The organism is Bradyrhizobium sp. NBAIM03, from assembly GCF_020194055.1.
GTDB lineage: Bacteria > Pseudomonadota > Alphaproteobacteria > Rhizobiales > Xanthobacteraceae > Bradyrhizobium > Bradyrhizobium yuanmingense.
In genome coordinates, this window is record NZ_JADYVS010000002.1 from 171,453 (window position 1) to 189,314 (window position 17,862).

Here is a 17,862-nt window from a genome sequence, read left to right on the forward strand (position 1 = left end):
ATGACAACCCTGACGGACGACACGCTTCCTGTGACCCCGCGCGCAATGCGCGACGAGATGATTGTATTCGCAGTGATGGCGCTGCTGCTCGCAGCGGTGCCGTTCACGGGCGTCTATCCGTTCTTCGTGATGCAGGCGCTGTGCTTTGCGCTGCTCGCCTGCGCCTTCAATCTGCTGGTCGGCTATGGCGGCTTGCTGTCGTTCGGCCACGCGATGTTTCTGGGCACGGCCGGCTATTGCAGCGCGCATGCGCTGAAGGTCTGGGCGCTGCCGCCCGAGCTCGGCATTCTCGTCGGCGTCGCCGCGGCGTTCGTGCTCTCGATCGTCACCGGCTACATCTCGATCCGACGCCAGGGCATCTATTTCTCGATGATCACGCTGGCGCTGTCGCAGCTCCTGTACTTCATCTATCTCCAGGCCCCGTTCACCCATGGTGAGGACGGCATCCAGGGCATCCCGCAGGGACGCATGTTCGGCGTGCTCGATCTGTCCAAGCCGACGGTGCTGTACTATGTCGTGCTGGTCGGCTTCCTCGCCGGCTTCCTCCTGATCTTCCGCATCATCAACTCGCCGTTCGGCGAGGTGCTGAAATCGATCCGCGAGAACGAGCAGCGCGCGATCTCGCTCGGCTACCGCACCGACCAATACAAGTTCCTGGCCTTCGTGCTGTCGGGGACGCTCGCCGGACTTGCCGGTGCGCTGAAGGTGTTCGTGGCGCAGAACGCTTCGCTCACCGACGTGCACTGGACGATGTCGGGCGAGGTCGTGCTGATGACGCTGGTCGGCGGGCTCGGCACCGTTTTCGGTCCCGTGGTCGGCGCCTTCGTGATCATCGCCATGCAGCAATATCTGGCCGGCTTCGGCCAGTGGGTGACGGTGATCCAAGGCGCGATCTTCGTGGTCTGCGTGCTCACCTTCCGCCGCGGCGTCGTCGGCGAAATCGCGCATTACTTCCGGCGATCGCTCTAAGTAACTGGTATTGCATCAGTTTCATTGATGCATGAAAGCGGTGGATGATCCGGCTCCGCGGGCGTGAGGCGACACGCGCGCGGATCGAAAATGGTCTATGACAGTTTTGTGACAGCCCTTGCGGGCCTGACCATTTTCCAACCGGTAGTTTGTCCCCATGATGCGATGGTTTCGTGCGTTCCTGCCCAGGGAAGAGCGGTTCTTCGACCTGTTCGACCGCCATGCCCAGACCGTGATCCAGGGCGCGGTCGCGCTCCAGGGCATGCTCAACGGGGGCGAGGAGACGCCGGTCTATTGCCAGCGCGTCAACCAGTTCGAGAACGACGCCGACAATATCACCCGCGAGGTGCTGACGGCGGTGCGCCGCACCTTCATCACCCCGTTCGACCGCGGCGACATCAAGAACCTGATCACGTCGCTGGACGATGCCATCGACCAGATGCAGCAGACGGCCAAGGCCGTGATGCTGTTCGAGGTGCGCAGTTTCGAGCCGCCGATGCGCGAGATCGGCGGACTCTTGATCGAATGCGCCAATCTGGTCGGCCGTGCGCTGCCGCTGATGCAGGAGATCGGCAAGAACGTCGCCATGCTGACCGCGATCACCGAGGAGCTCGGCAAGCTCGAGGGCCGTGTCGACGATCTCCACGACATCGGCCTGAAGGAGCTGTTCCTCAAGCATCGCGACGGCAATGCGATGGACTTCATCGTAGGCGTCGAGATTTACGACCATCTCGAGAAGGTCGCCGACCGCTTCGACGACGTCGCCAACGAGATCAACAGCATCGTCATCGAGCAAGTGTAGGGCAGGGCCGCCGTGGATGCTGCGTTGGCTTTTCCCGTCCTGGTCGGCCTGATCGCCGTCGCGCTGCTGTTCGATTTCCTGAACGGCCTGCACGACGCCGCCAATTCGATCGCGACCATCGTTTCGACCCGCGTGCTGCGACCGCAATTCGCGGTGTTCTGGGCCGCGTTCTTCAATTTCATCGCCTTCCTGGTGTTCGGGCTGCACGTCGCCCAGACCATCGGCACCGGCATCATCGATCCTGCGGTCGTCGACGCCCAGGTGATCTTCGCAGCCCTCGTCGGCGCCATCGTCTGGAACCTCGTGACCTGGGCGCTCGGCATTCCATCGTCGTCGTCGCACGCGCTGATCGGCGGGCTCGTCGGCGGCGGCTTGGCCAAGGCCGGTATTTCGGCCGCGGTGTGGAGCGGCCTGTCCAAGACCGTGCTGGCGATCGTGCTGTCGCCGCTGGTTGGCTTCCTGCTCGCAATGGCGCTGGTTGCGATCGTGTCCTGGGCCTCGGTGCGCTCGACGCCGTTCGCGGTCGACCGCGCCTTCCGCATCCTGCAATTCGTCTCCGCTTCGCTCTATTCGCTCGGCCATGGCGGCAACGACGCGCAGAAGACCATGGGCATCATCGCGGTGTTGCTCTATTCGCAGGGCCATCTCGGCAGCGAGTTCTCGGTGCCGTTCTGGGTGGTGCTGTCGTGCCAGGCGGCGATGGCGCTGGGCACGCTGATGGGCGGCTGGCGCATCGTCCGCACCATGGGCCTGCGCATCACGAAATTGACCCCGATGCAGGGCTTTTGCGCCGAGACCGGGGGCGCGGTGACTCTGTTCATGGCGACCTACCTCGGGGTTCCTGTCTCGACCACCCACACCATCACCGGCGCCATCGTCGGCGTCGGCGCCGCCCGCCGCGTCTCGGCCGTGCGCTGGAACGTCGCAAGCTCCATCGTCTATGCCTGGGTGATCACGATCCCGGCCTCAGGCATCGTGGCCGCGCTGACCTGGTGGGTGGTCCAGCTCGTCAAGTGACGAGCTTCAGTCCGATGATGCCGGCGACGATCAGGCCGATGCTGGCGAGGCGGAAGGCCGTCGCCGGCTCGCCGAACAGAACCATGCCGAGCGTCGCGGTGCCGACCGCGCCGATGCCGGTCCAGACCGCATAGGCGGTTCCGACGGGCAGGGATTTGAGCGCAAATCCGAGCAGGATGACGCTGCCGGCCATGGCCGCGAGCGTGACCGCGGACGGGACAAGCTTGCTAAAGCCCTCGGTGTATTTCAGGCCGATGGCCCAGGTGATCTCGAGGAGACCGGCGACGAACAGGATGCTCCAGGCCATGACGACCCTCCATTCAAGGCAGGGTCGTCCCCGCGGCTGGTGTGCTGATGGGCAGGGAGGTCGTCCTCCCAAAAGGGGGATATGGGGCTGGCCGGAAACCTTCGCAATCACCAAATGAGGCTTGATCAGGCCCGTTTTCCCTGCCACACGCTCCCGCCATGTCCGACATCGCCGCCACCACAGCCGAATCGCCGGCCCGTTCCCCGCTTGCCGCCGAGGTGGCGAGGCGGCGGACCTTTGCGATCATCTCCCATCCCGACGCCGGCAAGACCACGCTGACCGAAAAGCTGCTGCTGTTCGGCGGCGCCATCAACCTCGCCGGCCAGGTCAAGGCCAAGGGCGAGCGGCGCAACACGCGTTCGGACTGGATGAAGATCGAGCGCGAACGCGGCATCTCGGTGGTGACCTCGGTGATGACCTTCGAGTTCGAAGGCCTCGTCTTCAACCTGCTGGACACGCCGGGCCACGAGGACTTTTCGGAAGATACCTATCGCACGCTGACGGCGGTCGATTCCGCCGTGATGGTGATCGACGCGGCCAAGGGTATCGAGGCGCGCACCCGAAAGCTGTTCGAGGTGTGCCGTCTGCGCGACATCCCGATCATCACCTTCATCAACAAGATGGACCGCGAGAGCCGCGACGTGTTCGAGCTGCTCGACGAGATCGAGAAGACGCTGGCGCTCGACACCACGCCGATGACCTGGCCGGTCGGCCGCGGCCGCGACTTCCTCGGCACCTATGACGTCGTCAATGGCGGCGTGCGCCTGCTCGAAGGCGGTGGCGCCAAGACCGGCGCGGCGCTCGAGATCGAGATCGAAGAGCTCGCCAAGCTCAACGCCAATCTCGATGTCTCCGCCGTGAAGGACGAGCTCGAGCTCGTCACCGAGGCGTCGAAGCCGTTCGAGCTGGACGCGTTCCGCGAGGGACATCTGACGCCGGTCTATTTCGGCAGCGCGCTGCGTAATTTCGGCGTCGGAGACCTCCTGGAGGGCCTCGGCAAGTTTGCGCCCGAGCCGCGCGCGCAGGACAGCGACCAGCGCAAGGTCGAGGCCACCGATCCGCGCATGAGCGCCTTCGTGTTCAAGATCCAGGCCAACATGGATCCCAACCACCGCGACCGCATCGCGTTTGCGCGCCTGTGCTCGGGCAAGCTCAGCCGCGGCATGAAGGCCAAGCTCGTGCGCACCGGCAAGAGCATGCCGCTGTCGAGCCCGCAATTCTTCTTCGCGCAGGACCGCTCGGTCGCGGACGAAGCCTTCGCCGGCGACGTCGTCGGCATTCCCAACCACGGCACGCTGCGCATCGGCGATACGCTGACCGAGGGCGAGGATTTCAACTTCGTCGGCGTGCCGAGCTTCGCGCCGGAAATCGTCCGCCGTGTCCGTCTCACCGACGCGATGAAGGCGAAGAAGCTGAAGGAAGCGCTGCAGCAGATGTCGGAAGAGGGCGTGGTGCAGGTGTTCCGCCCCCGCGACGGCGCCCCGGCGCTGGTCGGCGTGGTCGGCGCGCTGCAGCTCGACGTGCTCAAGGCCCGGCTCGAGGCGGAATATTCGCTGCCGGTCGAGTTCGAGGTCAGCGAGTTCCAGCTGGCGCGCTGGGTCTCCTCGGAGGACCGCAAGAAGCTCGACAGCTTCATCGCCGCGAACAATTCGAGCATTGCCGACGATGTCGATGGCGATCCCGTCTATCTCGCCCGGAACGAGTTCTACCTCGGCTACACCCGGGAGCGTGCCGAGGGCATCGAGTTCAGCAACGTCAAGGATGTCAAGAAGAAGGGGTAATGTTTCCCAGACCTTTTCCGTGAAGCAGGACAGCGAGGTCGACGGTCATGAGGCGGCGCGAATTCATCATGCTCGTTGCAGGCGCGGCGGCCTATCCGCTGAGCACATCCGCGCAGGGGAATGTGCGGCGGATCGGTGTGTTGGCGGGAGGCAGGTCGAGCGATCCGGAGAGCCAGGCCGGCTACCAGAAACTGAGACAGCGTCTGGGCGAGCTCGGTTGGGAACAGGAGCGCAACATCCATATCGAGTATCGCTGGTGGGCCGGCGATCCGAATGTCGCCGATGCCCAGGCGGCGGAGCTCGTGAAGTGGGGGCCGGATGTGCTTCTGGCAATCGGCACTCCCTCTGTGGAAGCCCTGAGGCGACGCGCGCCGACCTTGCCGATCATCTTCACGGTCGTTGCCGATCCCGTGGGTGCCAGTTTCGTCCAAAGTCTGGGCAAGCCGGGCGGAAATATCACGGGGTTCACGACCTTCGAGCCTGAAATGGCGGGCAAGTGGCTGCAATTGCTCAAGCAGGCGGCACCCGCGATACGGAGGGTTGCCGCAATCTTCAATCCGCGAACGGCGCCCATGATCTTGATGCCGTCCGTGAAGGCGGCCATTCCGGCAGTCCAGCTCCAGCTCGTTCCGGCGCCGGCGCACAACGCCGCCGAGCTCGAACAGGCGATCTCCCGCTTTGCAGAGCAGCCAGACGGCGGGCTGCTGATCTTTCCCGACGCATTTCCACTCGTTCATCGGCAATTGATTCTGAACTTGGCGGCCGCGCATCGTCTGCCGGCGATGTATCCGTTCCCGTCCTTCGTCACGGACGGCGGGCTGATGTCTTACGGAGTCTCGATCACGCAGCTCGTCGGTCGCTCGGCGGATTATGTCGACCGCGTCTTGAGAGGAACCCGTCCCGCAGACTTGCCAGTCCAACAACCGAATGAATTCCAGTTCCTGCTCAATCTCAAGACAGCCAATGCGTTGGGGCTGAATTTACCGCCCACGCTGGTGGCGCAAGCGGATCAGATTGTCGAGTGAAGCGAACCATCGCGGCCAGCCTTGAAGCTTTCATAGCCGTCGCCACCTGTTGCAAATGCCATTGCGGTCCCGGTACATGTGGCGCTGCATTCTTGTTCTTGCCTTGCTGGCAATGACCTCGATCGCCGCCGACGCGCAGCGACGCCAGATCAATCCGATTCCGTTCGCGCACGAGCCTTGCAGCGTGCTCGACGGCGAGCCCTGCACGCCATCCTATTGCAGCCCGCTCGAGCCCGGCCCCTGTATTCCCGAGATCGACTACCCTTACGGCCAGAACCTCCAGCTCACGATCGAGAGCGTGCCTGCCGAGGCCGACCGCGCCAAATACCGGAAGCCCGATCACGATCTCGACACGATCGGCGACCTCTTCGCCGCGCTGCGCAGCTGCTGGTCGCCGCCATCGGACCATGCGCGCGCAGGCATGCAGATGTCGGTACGCTTCAGCTTCAACAAGACCGGCGGCCTGATCGGCCCGCCGCGCCTCACATACGCGACTGCGGGCGTGCCGGCGGACACCCGGACGACCTATCTGAACGCCATCAATGCATCGCTGAAGGCCTGTCTGCCGCTGAAATTGACCAGCGGGCTCGGCGGGGCGTTGGCCGGGCGGCCCATCGCGATCCGTTATGTCGACAATCGGGAGCTCGGCAAATAGCGCGCGAGTTGCGAGCATCGGCCGATCGATGATACTTCAGTGGCGGGGGCTGCTTTGCGGGGAGGATGTCGTGGGTCTGCTGGTCATGATCCTGGGGCTGGTGCTGTTTTTTGCATCCCATATTTTCACAACCAGACGGAAGGCCCGCGCGCAGGCGATCGCGAGGCTGGGCGAGGGGACTTACAAGCTCCTCTATTCGGCGGTCTCACTCGCGGGGCTGGCGCTGATCATCTGGGGCTATGCCCACTACCGCAGCTCCGGCTGGATCGACGTCTGGTATCCGCCGAAGGCGATGAAGCACATCGCGTTGGCCTTGATGCTGCCTGCAGTCATCCTCGTGGTGGCGTCCTACATGCGTGGCCGCATCTATGCGACGTTGAAGCATCCGATGCTGGCCGGCATCAAGCTGTGGGCGGCGGCGCATCTGCTCGCCAATGGCGATCTCGGCTCCATCGTCCTGTTCGGCTCGTTCCTCGCCTGGGCGGTCTATGACCGCATCTCGCTGAAAGCTCGCACCGACGCCGGTGCCCCGCCGATTCCGGTCGGCGGCCCCACCAACGATCTGATCGCGGTCGCGGTGGGCGTGGTCGCCTATCTGGCCCTGGCCTTCGCCTTCCATCCGGTGGTGATCGGTGTGCCCGTGATCGGGGTCTAGCCGATCGGCGCAAGACGGGGCTCGCCTGACCGTGCGGGGAAGATAACGAGAGCAACAAGCCGAGGGCATCCCATGGACTGGTCGCAATCTCAGATCCCGCCGATGCGGCTCGAGTCGCGTTTTGGCGAGCGGGTGGTGCCGGCATTTTGCGATCGGCCATCGAGCCTCTGGGCGATGATCGCGGAGGCGCGCGGCCGCAATGCCGATGGCGAAGCCTTGATCTGCGGCAATGTCCGTCTGAGCTGGCGGCAGGCAGCGGAGCAGGCGGCACGGATCGCTGCGGGATTGCGTAAGCTCGGATTGCAGCGTGGCGATCGCGTCGCCATCCTGCTCGGCAACCGCATCGAGTTTCCGCTGCTGCTGTTTGCCGCGGCACATGAGGGGCTGGTGACCGTGCTGCTCAGCACGCGCCAGCAGAAGCCGGAGATCGCCTATGTGCTCGCCGATTGCGGCGCGAAGATCCTGATCCACGAGGCCTCGATCGCCGAGCGACTGCCCGACGCAAAGGACGTGCCCGATGTGATCCGTCGCATTGCCATCGATGACGATGCCGCGCGGTCGAGCTTCTCTTCGCTCGCCGAAAACGCTCCGGCATCGGCACCGATCGAGGTGAGCGAAGAGGACACCGCGATGATCCTCTACACCTCCGGCACCACGGGCAAGCCGAAGGGCGCGATGCTGGCCCATTGCAACATCGTCCATTCCTCGATGGTGTTCGTATCCTGCCTGCAATTGACGGAAGCCGATCGCTCGATCGCAGCTGTGCCGCTCGGCCATGTCACCGGAGTCGTCGCCAACATCACGACGATGATCCGCTGCGGCGGGACGCTGATCATCATGCCCGAGTTCAAGGCCGCCGATTACCTCAAGCTCGCCTCGCGCGAGCGCGTCACCTACACGGTGATGGTGCCGGCGATGTACAATCTCTGCCTGCTCCAGCCCGATTTCGATGGCTATGATCTCTCGAGCTGGCGCATCGGCGGTTTCGGCGGCGCGCCGATGCCGGTCGCCACCATCGAGAAGCTCAAGGCGAAGATTCCGGGCCTGAAGCTGATGAACTGCTACGGCGCGACCGAGACGACCTCGCCCTCGACCATCATGCCGGGCGAGCTGACCGAGCGCCATATCGACAGCGTCGGCCTGCCGTGTCCCGGCGCGCGTATCGCTGTGATGGGCCCGGACGGGCGCGAGCTGCCTCCCGGCGAGATCGGCGAGCTCTGGATCCAGAGCGCCTCCGTGATCAAGGGCTACTGGAATAACCCGAAGGCCACCGCCGAAAGCTTTACGGGCGGATTCTGGCATTCAGGTGATCTCGGCTCGGTCGATGCGGAAGGCTTCGTTCGCGTGTTCGACCGGCAGAAGGACATGATCAATCGCGGCGGCCTGAAGATCTATTCGGCCGAGGTCGAATCCGTGCTGGCCGGCCATCCCGCCGTGGTCGAGAGCGCGATCATTGCCAGGCCTTGCCCGGTGCTGGGCGAGCGCGTCCACGCCGTGGTGGTGACGCGACAGCCGGTAACCGATACGGACCTGCGCGCCTGGTGCGCCGAGCGCCTGTCCGACTACAAGGTTCCCGAAACCATGGCGATCACGGCAGACCCGCTGCCGCGCAACGCCAACGGCAAGGTGCTGAAGCGCCAGCTGCGGGAGCTGCTGGGAGCTTGAGCCGGGCAGGGGCATCCGGGATGTCCCGGGTGGTTAACGCCTTGATCGGGCTCGCTTTGCCTTGCCACCGCCATATCGTTAGGCTACCTCGCCGCCACACGGGGACGGGATTCCTGACGCGAACGCTTTGGCGCGCGCACCCGGACGGGCATGGGATTGGCATAAGTGTCTGAATTATTTGACGAAGTCAACGAGGAAGTACGTCGCGAACAGTTCAAGAAGCTGTGGGACAAGTATTCGATCTACTTCATCGCGCTGATGGTGCTGATCGTCGCCGGCGCCGGTGGCTGGCAGGGTTATAGGTATCTGGAGGCCCAGAAGGCCGCCGCGGCCGGCGCCGCTTTCGAGAAGGCCGCCGAGCTGTCCGAGCAGGGCAAGCACGAGGACGCCGAGAAAGCCTTCACCGAGCTCGCCGCCAAGGCGCCGTCCGGCTATCGCACCCTGGCGCGGCTGCGTGCTGCGGCCGAGGCCGCGAGCCGCGATCCCAAGGCGGCCGCGAAGATGTATGACGACATCGCCGCCGACCGCAGCATTGGCGGCGAGTGGCAGGATCTGGCCAAGATCCGCGCCGCGGGGCTCCTGCTCGACAGCGCCGGCTATGCCGACATCCAGCAGCGGCTGGAAGCTTCCGCCGCGCCGAAATCGACCTTCCGCCACACCGCCCGCGAGATGCTGGCGCTGTCGGCCTGGCGTAACAACGACATGACTGCAGCCCGCAAATGGCTCGAGGCGATTGACGGAGACGGCGAAACGCCGCCCGGCCTGCGCTCTCGCGCCGAGGCGCTCCAGGCTTTGTTGCCACCCGTCGCCAAAAGCTGACGACGGTTCTCTGACGTAACGAGACACCAAGATGCGCCGCACGCCACGCTTGATCGCAGCCGCCTTCCTGATCGCCTTCACCGGCGCCCTGGGCGGCTGCTCCAGCTTCGATCCGAGCGATCTGCTCGACTTCCTCGACACCAAGAAGAAGCTGCCGGGCGACCGCAAGCCGGTCTTCCCCGAGGGCGTGCCGGGGCTCGAGCAGGGCGTGCCGAGGGATCTCTACAAAGGCGCACAGCAGCAGCAGCCCGATCCCAATGCACCTGCGGTCGCGGCATTGCCTGCCGAGCCGGAGCCGGCCAAGCCGGCGAAGGGGGCCAAGGCAAAGCAGACCAGGCAGCCCGCCACGGCCGCTGCGCCAGCCGAAGCACCCGCTGGCGAGTTCGACGGCGAGGCGCAGCCGGAGGCAGCGCCGGCGACGTCCGCTCCGCCGCCCAAGCACAAGATCGTCCGCAGGCGCACCACCGCGCCGCCGCCAGATCAGCCGGCCCAGCAGGCGCAGCCGACCCAGCAGGCGCAGCCGACCAAGCCCCCGCAGCAGCAATCGCAGAGCGCCTTCCCGGCACCGCTGCCGAGCGGCAGCTTCTCGCGCTAGAGCATGATCCGGACCCGGAGGGCCGCGTTAGCGCAAAGTGTGAAGCGGTTTTCCGAAAAGATCATGCTCAAACAATATTTCCCGTTGCATTGACAGGCGCAGCCCCGGCAGCGCACGAATGACCGATGTCCTTCACGATCGCCATCATCGGCCGGCCCAATGTCGGCAAGTCGACGCTGTTCAACCGCCTGGTTGGGCAGAAGCTCGCGCTGGTCGATGACCTGCCGGGCGTCACCCGCGACCGCCGCGAAGGCGAGGCCAGGCTCGGTGATCTCCGCTTCACCATCATCGATACCGCCGGCCTCGACGAGGGCGCCAAGGGCTCGCTGACCGCGCGCATGCAGGAGCAGACCGAGACCGCGATCGCGCAGGCCGACGCGCTGTTCTTCGTGGTCGACGCCCGCATCGGCCTGACGCCGACCGATCGCGCCTTCGCCGATTTCGCCCGCAAGGCCGACAAGCCGGTGCTGCTCATCGCCAACAAGAGCGAGGGCAAGCACGGCGATGCCGGCGCAATGGAAGCGTTTGCGCTCGGCCTCGGCGATCCCATCCAGATCTCGGCCGAGCATGGCGAGGGCATGGGCGAGCTTTACGACGCGCTCGCGAGGCTAATGCCCGAACCCGTCGACGAGGATGAGGACGAGGATGATGCGGAGCTTTCCGAGGAAGAGGCCGCGACGCGCCCGATCCGGGTCGCGATCGTCGGCCGGCCCAATGCCGGCAAGTCGACGCTGATCAACCATCTGCTCGGCGAGGAGCGGCTGCTGACCAGCCCCGAGGCCGGCACCACGCGCGATTCCATCGCAGTCGAGATCAACTGGAAGGGCCGCGATTTCCGCGTCTTCGACACCGCGGGCCTGCGCCGGCGCTCGCGCATCGAGGAGAAGCTGGAAAAGCTCTCGGTTGCGGACGCACTGCGCGCGGTGCGCTTTGCCGAGGTGGTCGTGCTGATGATGGATTCGCAGAACCGCTTCGAGGAGCAGGATCTGCGCATCGCCGACCTGATCGAGCGCGAGGGACGGGCGGTCGTGCTCGCCGTCAACAAATGGGATCTGATGGAGACCAAGGGCGGCGGCGCGATCTCCGGCCTGCGCCGCGATGCCGATCATTGGCTGCCGCAGCTCAAGGGCGTGCCCATCGTCGCCGTCTCGGGCTTGATGGGCGAGGGCATCGATCGCCTGATGCAGGCGATCCAGGACGCCTATGCGATCTGGAACAGGCGCGTGCCGACCTCGGCGCTCAATCGCTGGTTCGAGCAGGCGATCCAGGCCAACCCGCCGCCGGCGGTCTCCGGCCGCAGGCTGAAGCTGAACTACATCACGCAGACCAAGGCCCGGCCGCCGAGCTTCGTGCTGTTCTGCTCGCGCGCGGACGCCGTGCCGCAATCCTACTTGCGCTATCTCACCAATTCCATGCGCGAGACCTTCGAGCTGCCGGGCACGCCGGTGCGCATCACGCTGCGCGAGAAGGCCAATCCCTTCGCGCGCAAGCGCAAGCGGCCATCGTGAGCGACGGTGCCGGCGAGGCGGTGGTGCAGGACGCAGCGCCGGCCCCGCGCGGCGCGGTCGCCTTCATCTTTGTCACGATCCTGCTCGACATGGTCGCGCTCGGCGTGATCATGCCGGTCCTGCCGAAGCTGATCGAAAGCTTCGTCGACAACGACACCGCACATGCCGCGCGCATCTTCGGCCTGTTCGGCACCGCCTGGGCCTTGATGCAGTTCGTGTTCTCGCCGGTGCTTGGTGCGCTGTCCGATCGTTTCGGACGCCGGCCGGTGGTGCTGCTGTCGAATTTCGGGCTCGCAGCCGATTACGTCTTGATGGCGCTGGCGCCGTCGCTTGTGTGGCTGTTCATCGGCCGCGTGATCTCCGGCATCACCTCGGCGAGCATCTCGACCGCCTTCGCCTATATCGCCGACATCACGCCGCCGGAACGGCGTGCGGCGGTCTTCGGCCGGATCGGCGCGGCCTTCGGCGCCGGCTTCATTTTGGGGCCAGCGCTCGGCGGCCTGCTCGGCGACATCGATCCGCGCCTGCCGTTTTGGGCCGCGGCGGCCCTGAGCTTCGCCAACGCGCTCTATGGCCTGTTCGTGCTGCCGGAGTCGCTTGCGCCCGACAAGCGCGCGCCGCTGCGCTGGCGCAGCGCCAATCCGCTCGGGGCGCTGCATCTGCTGCGCTCCGACGCGCTGCTGGCCGCGCTGTCGATCGTCAACTTCATCGCGCAGGTCGCCCATGTCGTGCTGCCCTCGACCTTCGTGCTCTACGCGACCTATCGCTACGGCTGGGATGCCAAGACGGTGGGCTTGACGCTCGCCATGGTCGGCATCTGCGCCATGGTGGTGCAGGGCTTTGCGATCGGCCCCATCGTGCATGCGCTCGGCGAGCGCAACGCGCTCCTGCTCGGCCTCTGCTGTGGCGCGATCGGATTCGTGGTCCTCGGCGCTGCGCCGACCGGACCGCTATCGTGGCTCGGGATTCCCATTCTGGCGCTGTGGGGCATCTCTGGTGCCGCCTCGCAAGCGCTGACGACGCGGCTCGTCGCGCCGGATCAGCAGGGCCAGCTGCAGGGCGCAACCCCGCGTGCAGAGCGTGTCGCAGCTCGTCGGCCCGTTCCTGTTCACGCTGACATTTTCCTATTTCATCGGCGCCAGCGCGCCGCTGCATCTGCCCGGCGCCCCGCTCCTGTTCGCCGCGGTGCTGATGGTGGTGTGCGTGGCGATCGCGGTGCGGTCGCTGGGTGCGACCAGGACAGTCTCGTAGGGTGGGTTAGCCTCGCGGTTCGCGCGAAGCGCAAACCGCGAGGCGTAACCCACCTCTTTCATTTCCGCGGAGGCGGAAGAGGTGGGTTACGCCAGCGGACTGCGCTTTGCGCAGCCGCATGCTAACCCACCCTACGATCCTACTTCTTCACCAGCGGGCAGTCGCTGTCCTTGAGCGGCTTGGCCGCATCTTCCGGCGCGATGGTGGCGACCAGCTTGTAATAGTCCCACGGCCCCTTCGACTCCTCGGGCTTCTTCACCTCGAACAGATAGGCGGGGATGAGGCGGCGGCCGTCCTGGCGCAGCGGGCCCTTGCCGAACAGCGGATCGTCGGTCGGTAGCTCCTTCATCTTGGCGACGACCTTGGCGCCGTCACGCGGATTGCTGCCGAGCGCTTCCATCGCCTTCAGGTAATGCAGGATCTCGGCGTAGAGGCCCGCAACCGTCATCGAGGGCATCGAGCCCTTGGGCGAGACCTTCTGGAAACGCTTCGACCATTCGCGGGTCTGGTCGTTGAGGTCCCAGTAGAACGACTCGGTGAAGGTCAGGCCCTGCGCGGTCTTCAGGCCGAGCGAGTGCACGTCGTTGATGAACAGCAGCAGCGCGGCGAGCTTCTGGCCGCCCTGGACGATGCCGAACTCGGCGGCCTGCTTGATCGCGTTGGTGGTGTCGCCGCCCGCATTGGCAAGGCCGATGATCTTGGCCTTGGAGGACTGCGCTTGCAGCAGGAAGGAGGAGAAGTCGGCCGTGTTCAGCGGATGCTTGACGCCGCCGAGCACCTTGCCGCCGGTCGCCGTGACGACCGCGCCGGTATCACGCTCCAGCGCATGGCCGAAGGCATAATCCGCGGTGAGGAAGAACCAGCTGTCGCCGCCCGCCTTGGTCAGCGCCTTGCCGGTGCCGTTGGCGAGCATGTAGGTGTCGTAGGTGAAGGACACGGTGTTGGGCGTGCAGGCCTTGCCGGTGAGGTCGGCGGTGGCCGCACCCGAATTGAGCAGCACCGCATTCTTTTCCTTGACGAGGTTGCTCACCGCGAGCGCGACGCCGGAGCTCGGCGTGTCGGCGATGGCGTCGACCTTGTCGGCGTCGATCCATTGCCGGGCGATGTTGACGCCGATGTCGGGCTTGTTCTGGTGATCGCCGGAGAGCACCTCGATGGTCCAGCCCTTGGCCTTCAGGCCGGAATCCTCGACCGCCATCTTCACTGCCGCCACCGAGTTCGGGCCGCCGATGTCGGCATAGAGGCTCGACATGTCGTTGAGCACGCCGATCTTGATGGTCTTGTCTTGCGCGAAGGCGGATGTGGCAAAGCCGAAAGCGGCACAGGCCAGAAGAGCCGCGGCGCGGCGTGCGGGCATCGTCATAAAGGCTTCCTCCATTGTCAAATATGCGGACGGCTCTCTTCGGGAGCCTTATTCCAATTGACGCTCTACCGTGTCCCATGGCCGACGGCAATGCACCTAAAGCCGGATGACGCTGCGTCGTAGCGTCATCCATCGGTTAACTTTTGGGCAAAATGCGTTGAGACGCTATTTCAGCGCGTTCGATGTCGGCTTGAAATTCTAAATGTGCTTTCCGGTATCGAACTCGGCGGTACGGACATTACCGCCGGCATGACGTCCAAGGCGTCGGAGGGCAATCAGGCCGGCGCGCGGAAGCTCATCAGGGTGCGGCTCTTGTAATCGTAGAATTTGCCGGTCTCGGTCCAGTCGGGCGCGCACAGCGGCACGATGAATTCTGCGACCTGCTCGGGCGTGTCGAGCGTCGCCGGATCCTCGCCGGGCATCAGGGTGGCCCGCATGCGGGTGCGCACCGGGCCCGGATTGAACAGGTTGACGCGCAGCTTCGTGTTTGCGGTTTCCTGCGCCCAGGCACGTGCCAGCGTCTCCAGTGCGGCCTTGGAGGCCGCGTAGGGGCTGACGTAAGCGGTGGCCTTGTTGGCGGCGCCCGAGGTGATGAACACGGCGCGGCCGGCATCGGATTGCCTGAGCAGCGGTTCCATGCAGCGGATCAGCTGGAAGTTCGCGGAGACGTTCACCGCGATCACGTCGTTGAAGGTCTTCAGCTCGATATGGCCGATCGGCGAGGAGGGACCGAGCACGCCAGCATTGCCGACGAGGATGTCGAGCTTGCCATAGCGTTCGTGCAGGCCGGCGCCGAGACGGGCGATTCCGTCGGAATCGGTGAGGTTGAGCGGCACCAGGGTGGCGCTGCCGCCGTCTTTGCGGATCTCGTCGTCGAGCTCTTCCAGCCCTCCTTGCGTGCGTGCGGTGGCCACAATATGCGCGCCGGCTTTCGCCAGTGCGATTGCCGTGGCGAAACCGATGCCGCGCGAGGCGCCGGTGACGAGAGCGATACGGTTGGCGAGAGGCTTTGTCATGGCGGGGTTTTACAGCCGTGGACGGCCGGGACAAGCCCAGCCACGACGGAATTTGGCCCTCAAGCTTTAGCTACCGCCGCCCGATTGAATATTGTCGCTGTTGGTTCCGTTTCCCGAGCCGTCGGGGGTGACCTTCATGCCTTGTCTGAAGGCGAACACAACAAAGCCGACCAACATTACTCCGCAGAGAATTGCGATGGTCAGCTGCATCGGCGCGCCCTTGCGTCAGCTCGCCTCGGCCAGCAGCGACAATTGCCGCGGCTGCGGCTCGGTCTGGGTCTGGTCGGTGAGGTGGGTCGGATAGACGCCGGTGAAGCAGTGATCCGCAAACTTCGGATTAGCGGGGTCGCGGCCTGGCTCGCCCATGGCGCGGTACATGCCGTCGATCGACAGGAAGGCGAGCGAGTCGGCGCCGATGAGCTCGCGCATCTCCTCCAGCGAATGCGTCGCCGCCAGGAGGCCGCCGCGGTCGGGCAGGTCGATGCCGTAATAATCGGGATAGAGGATGGGGGGCGAAGCGAGGCGGAAGTGCACTTCCTTGGCACCGGCATCGCGCATCATGCGCACGATCTTCTTGGAGGTGGTGCCGCGCACCAGGGAGTCGTCGATCAGGATGATGCGCTTGCCTTCGATCGCGGCGCGGTTGGCCGAGTGCTTCATGCGCACGCCGGATTCGCGGATCGCCTGCGTCGGCTGAATGAAGGTGCGGCCGACATAATGGTTACGGATGATGCCGAGCTCGAACGGCACGCCGGAATACTGGCTGTAGCCGACCGCGGCCGGCACGCCGGAATCCGGCACCGGCACGACGACGTCGACCGGAACGTGGCTCTCGCGCGCGAGCTGCGCGCCGAAATTCTTGCGCACCTCGTAGACCGAACGGCCGTGCACGATGGAATCCGGCCGCGAGAAGTAGATGTATTCGAAGATGCAGGGGCGCGGCGCCATCGGCGGGAACGGCTTGTGGATGTCCTGGCCGTTCTCGTCGAACACGATGACTTCGCCGGGCTCGATGTCGCGCACGAAGCGCGCGCCGATGATGTCGAGCGCACAGGTCTCGGAAGTCAGGATCGGGCAGCCGTCGAGCTCGCCGAGCACCAGCGGGCGGATGCCGCGCGGATCGCGGGCGCCGACCAGCTTCTTGTTGGTCAGCGAGACCAGCGCATAGGCGCCCTCGATCTCGCGCAGCGCGTCGATGTAGCGCTCGATGAAGCGGACGCGCTTGGAGCGCGCCACCAGGTGCAGGATCACCTCGGTGTCGGAGGTCGATTGCATCATCGCGCCGTTCTTGACGAGCTCGCGGCGCAACGTCAGGCCGTTGGAGAGGTTGCCGTTGTGAGCGACCGCGAGACCGCCGGCATTGAGCTCGGCGAACAGCGGCTGCACGTTGCGCAGGATGGTCGCGCCGGTCGTGGCGTAGCGGACATGCCCGACCGCGACATTGCCGGGCAGGCGGTCGATCACCTCGCGGCGGGAGAAGGTGTCGCCGACGAGGCCGAGGCGGCGTTCGGAGTGGAAGCGGCTGCCGTCGTAGGAGACGATGCCGGCGGCCTCCTGGCCGCGGTGCTGGAGCGCGTGAAGGCCGAGCGCGGTGATGGCGGCCGCATCAGGGTGGCCGTAGATGCCGAAGACGCCGCATTCCTCGCGCAGCGTATCGCCTTCCAGATCGTCCTGAAGCTCAAGCGCCGCCGGGCCTGGACCGGCGTTTGGATCGAGATCAAGCAGGGCGTCCTGGTCAGGGTGTCGCATCTCGTTCTCGCCTCTCTTTTGGGGCCCTATCAACGCGCCGCAGGTTTCTCGATCAGCTTTTTCATGCCGTCACGAGCCGACTTACTGTACCCGTCGCCACTGCCCGAAGGCTGCTGCTCGGATTCAGCTTGATCATCATCTGGTTTGTTTTTCTTGAATCTCTTCAAGATGGTGTTCTCGGGGTCGTCAGGCAAGAGGGCCATCAGCCAATCGCCGGTTCCCTGCAGCACGACGCGGGACTTGGCCCCGCTGACCCAGTCGGGGCGCTGCTTGTCCGGCACCAGCCAGGTGAAGAACAGGAACGCGACCACGACGATCAAAAGCCCGCGAGCCAGCCCAAACAGGAAGCCGAGGGTCCGATCCAGCGCGCCGATCCGCGAATCCAGGATCATGTCGGAGATCCGGACCGTGATGACGGAGACCACGACCAGGGTGCCGATGAACACGCCGGCCACCACGACGACGCTCGCCACCGTGTCGTTGTTGAAATAGGTCTTGGCGGTCGGCAGCAGCTTCGAGAACGAATACAGCGTCACGATCGCCGCGGCACCCCAGGCCGCGATCGACAGGATTTCGCGCATGAAGCCGCGAACCATCGCGAGCAGGCCCGAGATCAGCATCACACCGAGCAGGATCAGGTCGAGGATGGTTACTGGCATCGGCTGGTCTGGTCCGCTCGTACTTC

17 protein-coding genes and 1 pseudogene are annotated in these 17,862 nt (G+C 65.2%); 12 read left to right on the forward strand and 6 right to left on the reverse strand.

Annotated features, from left to right (window positions below):
- The 3 genes from I6F21_RS03455 to I6F21_RS03465 all read left to right on the forward strand — a co-directional run bounded on the left by I6F21_RS03455 (position 1) and on the right by I6F21_RS03465 (position 2,788).
- Positions 1–969 (forward strand): branched-chain amino acid ABC transporter permease, encoded by a 969-nt coding sequence (locus tag I6F21_RS03455; RefSeq protein ID WP_036022655.1) that lies wholly within the window; start codon positions 1–3, stop codon positions 967–969.
- Between the two features lie 157 nt (positions 970–1,126).
- Complete coding sequence (locus tag I6F21_RS03460; RefSeq protein WP_036000836.1) at positions 1,127–1,771, forward strand: DUF47 domain-containing protein; 645 nt, start codon at positions 1,127–1,129, stop codon at positions 1,769–1,771.
- A 12-nt stretch (positions 1,772–1,783) separates the two neighbouring features.
- Positions 1,784–2,788: an inorganic phosphate transporter gene (locus I6F21_RS03465; protein WP_036022657.1), complete on the forward strand. Its 1,005-nt coding sequence runs from the start codon at positions 1,784–1,786 to the stop codon at positions 2,786–2,788.
- Here the strand turns inward: I6F21_RS03465 and sugE are convergent.
- Positions 2,781–3,095, reverse strand: coding sequence for a quaternary ammonium compound efflux SMR transporter SugE (gene sugE, locus I6F21_RS03470; RefSeq protein ID WP_036022660.1), 315 nt, complete (start codon positions 3,093–3,095; stop codon positions 2,781–2,783). The two genes, I6F21_RS03465 and sugE, sit on opposite strands and share 8 nt — an antisense overlap.
- A gap of 158 nt (positions 3,096–3,253) precedes the next feature.
- Between sugE and I6F21_RS03475 the strand changes: the two genes are divergently transcribed.
- From I6F21_RS03475 to I6F21_RS03515, 9 genes and pseudogenes are all read left to right on the forward strand, one after another.
- Complete coding sequence (locus I6F21_RS03475) at positions 3,254–4,876, forward strand: peptide chain release factor 3 (RefSeq protein ID WP_036022662.1); 1,623 nt, start codon at positions 3,254–3,256, stop codon at positions 4,874–4,876.
- Positions 4,877–4,923: 47 nt separating this feature from the next.
- Positions 4,924–5,901 carry an ABC transporter substrate-binding protein gene (locus tag I6F21_RS03480; RefSeq protein ID WP_036022665.1) on the forward strand — a complete coding sequence of 326 codons (978 nt, stop codon included), beginning with the start codon at positions 4,924–4,926 and terminating at the stop codon, positions 5,899–5,901.
- Positions 5,902–5,977: 76 nt separating this feature from the next.
- Positions 5,978–6,556: a hypothetical protein gene (locus I6F21_RS03485; RefSeq protein WP_036022667.1), complete on the forward strand. Its 579-nt coding sequence runs from the start codon at positions 5,978–5,980 to the stop codon at positions 6,554–6,556.
- A gap of 70 nt (positions 6,557–6,626) precedes the next feature.
- A complete protein-coding gene (locus tag I6F21_RS03490; RefSeq protein WP_036022669.1) occupies positions 6,627–7,211 on the forward strand; it encodes an NnrU family protein in 585 nt (194 codons plus the stop codon).
- A 72-nt stretch (positions 7,212–7,283) separates the two neighbouring features.
- Positions 7,284–8,876: a class I adenylate-forming enzyme family protein gene (locus I6F21_RS03495; protein ID WP_036022673.1), complete on the forward strand. Its 1,593-nt coding sequence runs from the start codon at positions 7,284–7,286 to the stop codon at positions 8,874–8,876.
- 165 nt (positions 8,877–9,041) lie between these two features.
- Entirely contained in the window at positions 9,042–9,695 is a 654-nt protein-coding gene (locus tag I6F21_RS03500; protein ID WP_036022675.1) for a tetratricopeptide repeat protein, read from the forward strand.
- Between the two features lie 31 nt (positions 9,696–9,726).
- Entirely contained in the window at positions 9,727–10,290 is a 564-nt protein-coding gene (locus tag I6F21_RS03505) for a hypothetical protein (protein ID WP_225140232.1), read from the forward strand.
- 125 nt (positions 10,291–10,415) lie between these two features.
- The gene (gene der, locus I6F21_RS03510; protein ID WP_225140233.1) at positions 10,416–11,798 is read left to right on the forward strand and encodes a ribosome biogenesis GTPase Der; all 1,383 of its coding nucleotides are present in this window, start codon (positions 10,416–10,418) and stop codon (positions 11,796–11,798) included.
- Positions 11,795–13,049, forward strand: a pseudogene (locus I6F21_RS03515) (TCR/Tet family MFS transporter). Before der ends, I6F21_RS03515 begins: the two are co-directional and overlap by 4 nt.
- A gap of 139 nt (positions 13,050–13,188) precedes the next feature.
- On the opposite strand, the gene I6F21_RS03520 reads toward I6F21_RS03515, so the two are convergent.
- From I6F21_RS03520 to I6F21_RS03540, 5 genes are all read right to left on the reverse strand, one after another.
- The gene (locus I6F21_RS03520; RefSeq protein WP_050991666.1) at positions 13,189–14,406 is read right to left on the reverse strand and encodes an ABC transporter substrate-binding protein; all 1,218 of its coding nucleotides are present in this window, start codon (positions 14,404–14,406) and stop codon (positions 13,189–13,191) included.
- Positions 14,407–14,687: 281 nt separating this feature from the next.
- On the reverse strand, positions 14,688–15,428 hold the full coding sequence (locus I6F21_RS03525; RefSeq protein ID WP_225140234.1) for an SDR family NAD(P)-dependent oxidoreductase: 741 nt from the start codon (positions 15,426–15,428) through the stop codon (positions 14,688–14,690).
- Between the two features lie 66 nt (positions 15,429–15,494).
- On the reverse strand, positions 15,495–15,638 hold the full coding sequence (locus I6F21_RS03530) for a hypothetical protein (protein ID WP_225140235.1): 144 nt from the start codon (positions 15,636–15,638) through the stop codon (positions 15,495–15,497).
- Between the two features lie 15 nt (positions 15,639–15,653).
- Positions 15,654–17,177: an amidophosphoribosyltransferase gene (gene purF, locus I6F21_RS03535; RefSeq protein ID WP_225112248.1), complete on the reverse strand. Its 1,524-nt coding sequence runs from the start codon at positions 17,175–17,177 to the stop codon at positions 15,654–15,656.
- A gap of 29 nt (positions 17,178–17,206) precedes the next feature.
- Entirely contained in the window at positions 17,207–17,836 is a 630-nt protein-coding gene (locus I6F21_RS03540) for a CvpA family protein (RefSeq protein ID WP_036000794.1), read from the reverse strand.
- Positions 17,837–17,862: the final 26 nt, after the last annotated feature.

Excerpts from the sequence above, each read along its gene's own strand:
- I6F21_RS03455 (WP_036022655.1), top strand. The coding sequence starts at position 1 with ATGACAACCCTGACGGACGACACGCTTCCTGTGACCCCGCGCGCAATG.
- I6F21_RS03460 (WP_036000836.1), top strand. The coding sequence starts at position 1,127 with ATGATGCGATGGTTTCGTGCGTTCCTGCCCAGGGAAGAGCGGTTCTTC.
- sugE (WP_036022660.1), bottom strand. The coding sequence starts at position 3,095 with ATGGCCTGGAGCATCCTGTTCGTCGCCGGTCTCCTCGAGATCACCTGG.
- I6F21_RS03475 (WP_036022662.1), top strand. The coding sequence starts at position 3,254 with ATGTCCGACATCGCCGCCACCACAGCCGAATCGCCGGCCCGTTCCCCG.
- I6F21_RS03480 (WP_036022665.1), top strand. The coding sequence starts at position 4,924 with ATGAGGCGGCGCGAATTCATCATGCTCGTTGCAGGCGCGGCGGCCTAT.
- I6F21_RS03485 (WP_036022667.1), top strand. The coding sequence starts at position 5,978 with ATGTGGCGCTGCATTCTTGTTCTTGCCTTGCTGGCAATGACCTCGATC.
- I6F21_RS03495 (WP_036022673.1), top strand. The coding sequence starts at position 7,284 with ATGGACTGGTCGCAATCTCAGATCCCGCCGATGCGGCTCGAGTCGCGT.
- I6F21_RS03505 (WP_225140232.1), top strand. The coding sequence starts at position 9,727 with ATGCGCCGCACGCCACGCTTGATCGCAGCCGCCTTCCTGATCGCCTTC.
- der (WP_225140233.1), top strand. The coding sequence starts at position 10,416 with ATGTCCTTCACGATCGCCATCATCGGCCGGCCCAATGTCGGCAAGTCG.
- I6F21_RS03520 (WP_050991666.1), bottom strand. The coding sequence starts at position 14,406 with ATGCCCGCACGCCGCGCCGCGGCTCTTCTGGCCTGTGCCGCTTTCGGC.
- I6F21_RS03525 (WP_225140234.1), bottom strand. The coding sequence starts at position 15,428 with ATGACAAAGCCTCTCGCCAACCGTATCGCTCTCGTCACCGGCGCCTCG.
- I6F21_RS03530 (WP_225140235.1), bottom strand. The coding sequence starts at position 15,638 with ATGCAGCTGACCATCGCAATTCTCTGCGGAGTAATGTTGGTCGGCTTT.
- purF (WP_225112248.1), bottom strand. The coding sequence starts at position 17,177 with ATGCGACACCCTGACCAGGACGCCCTGCTTGATCTCGATCCAAACGCC.
- I6F21_RS03540 (WP_036000794.1), bottom strand. The coding sequence starts at position 17,836 with ATGCCAGTAACCATCCTCGACCTGATCCTGCTCGGTGTGATGCTGATC.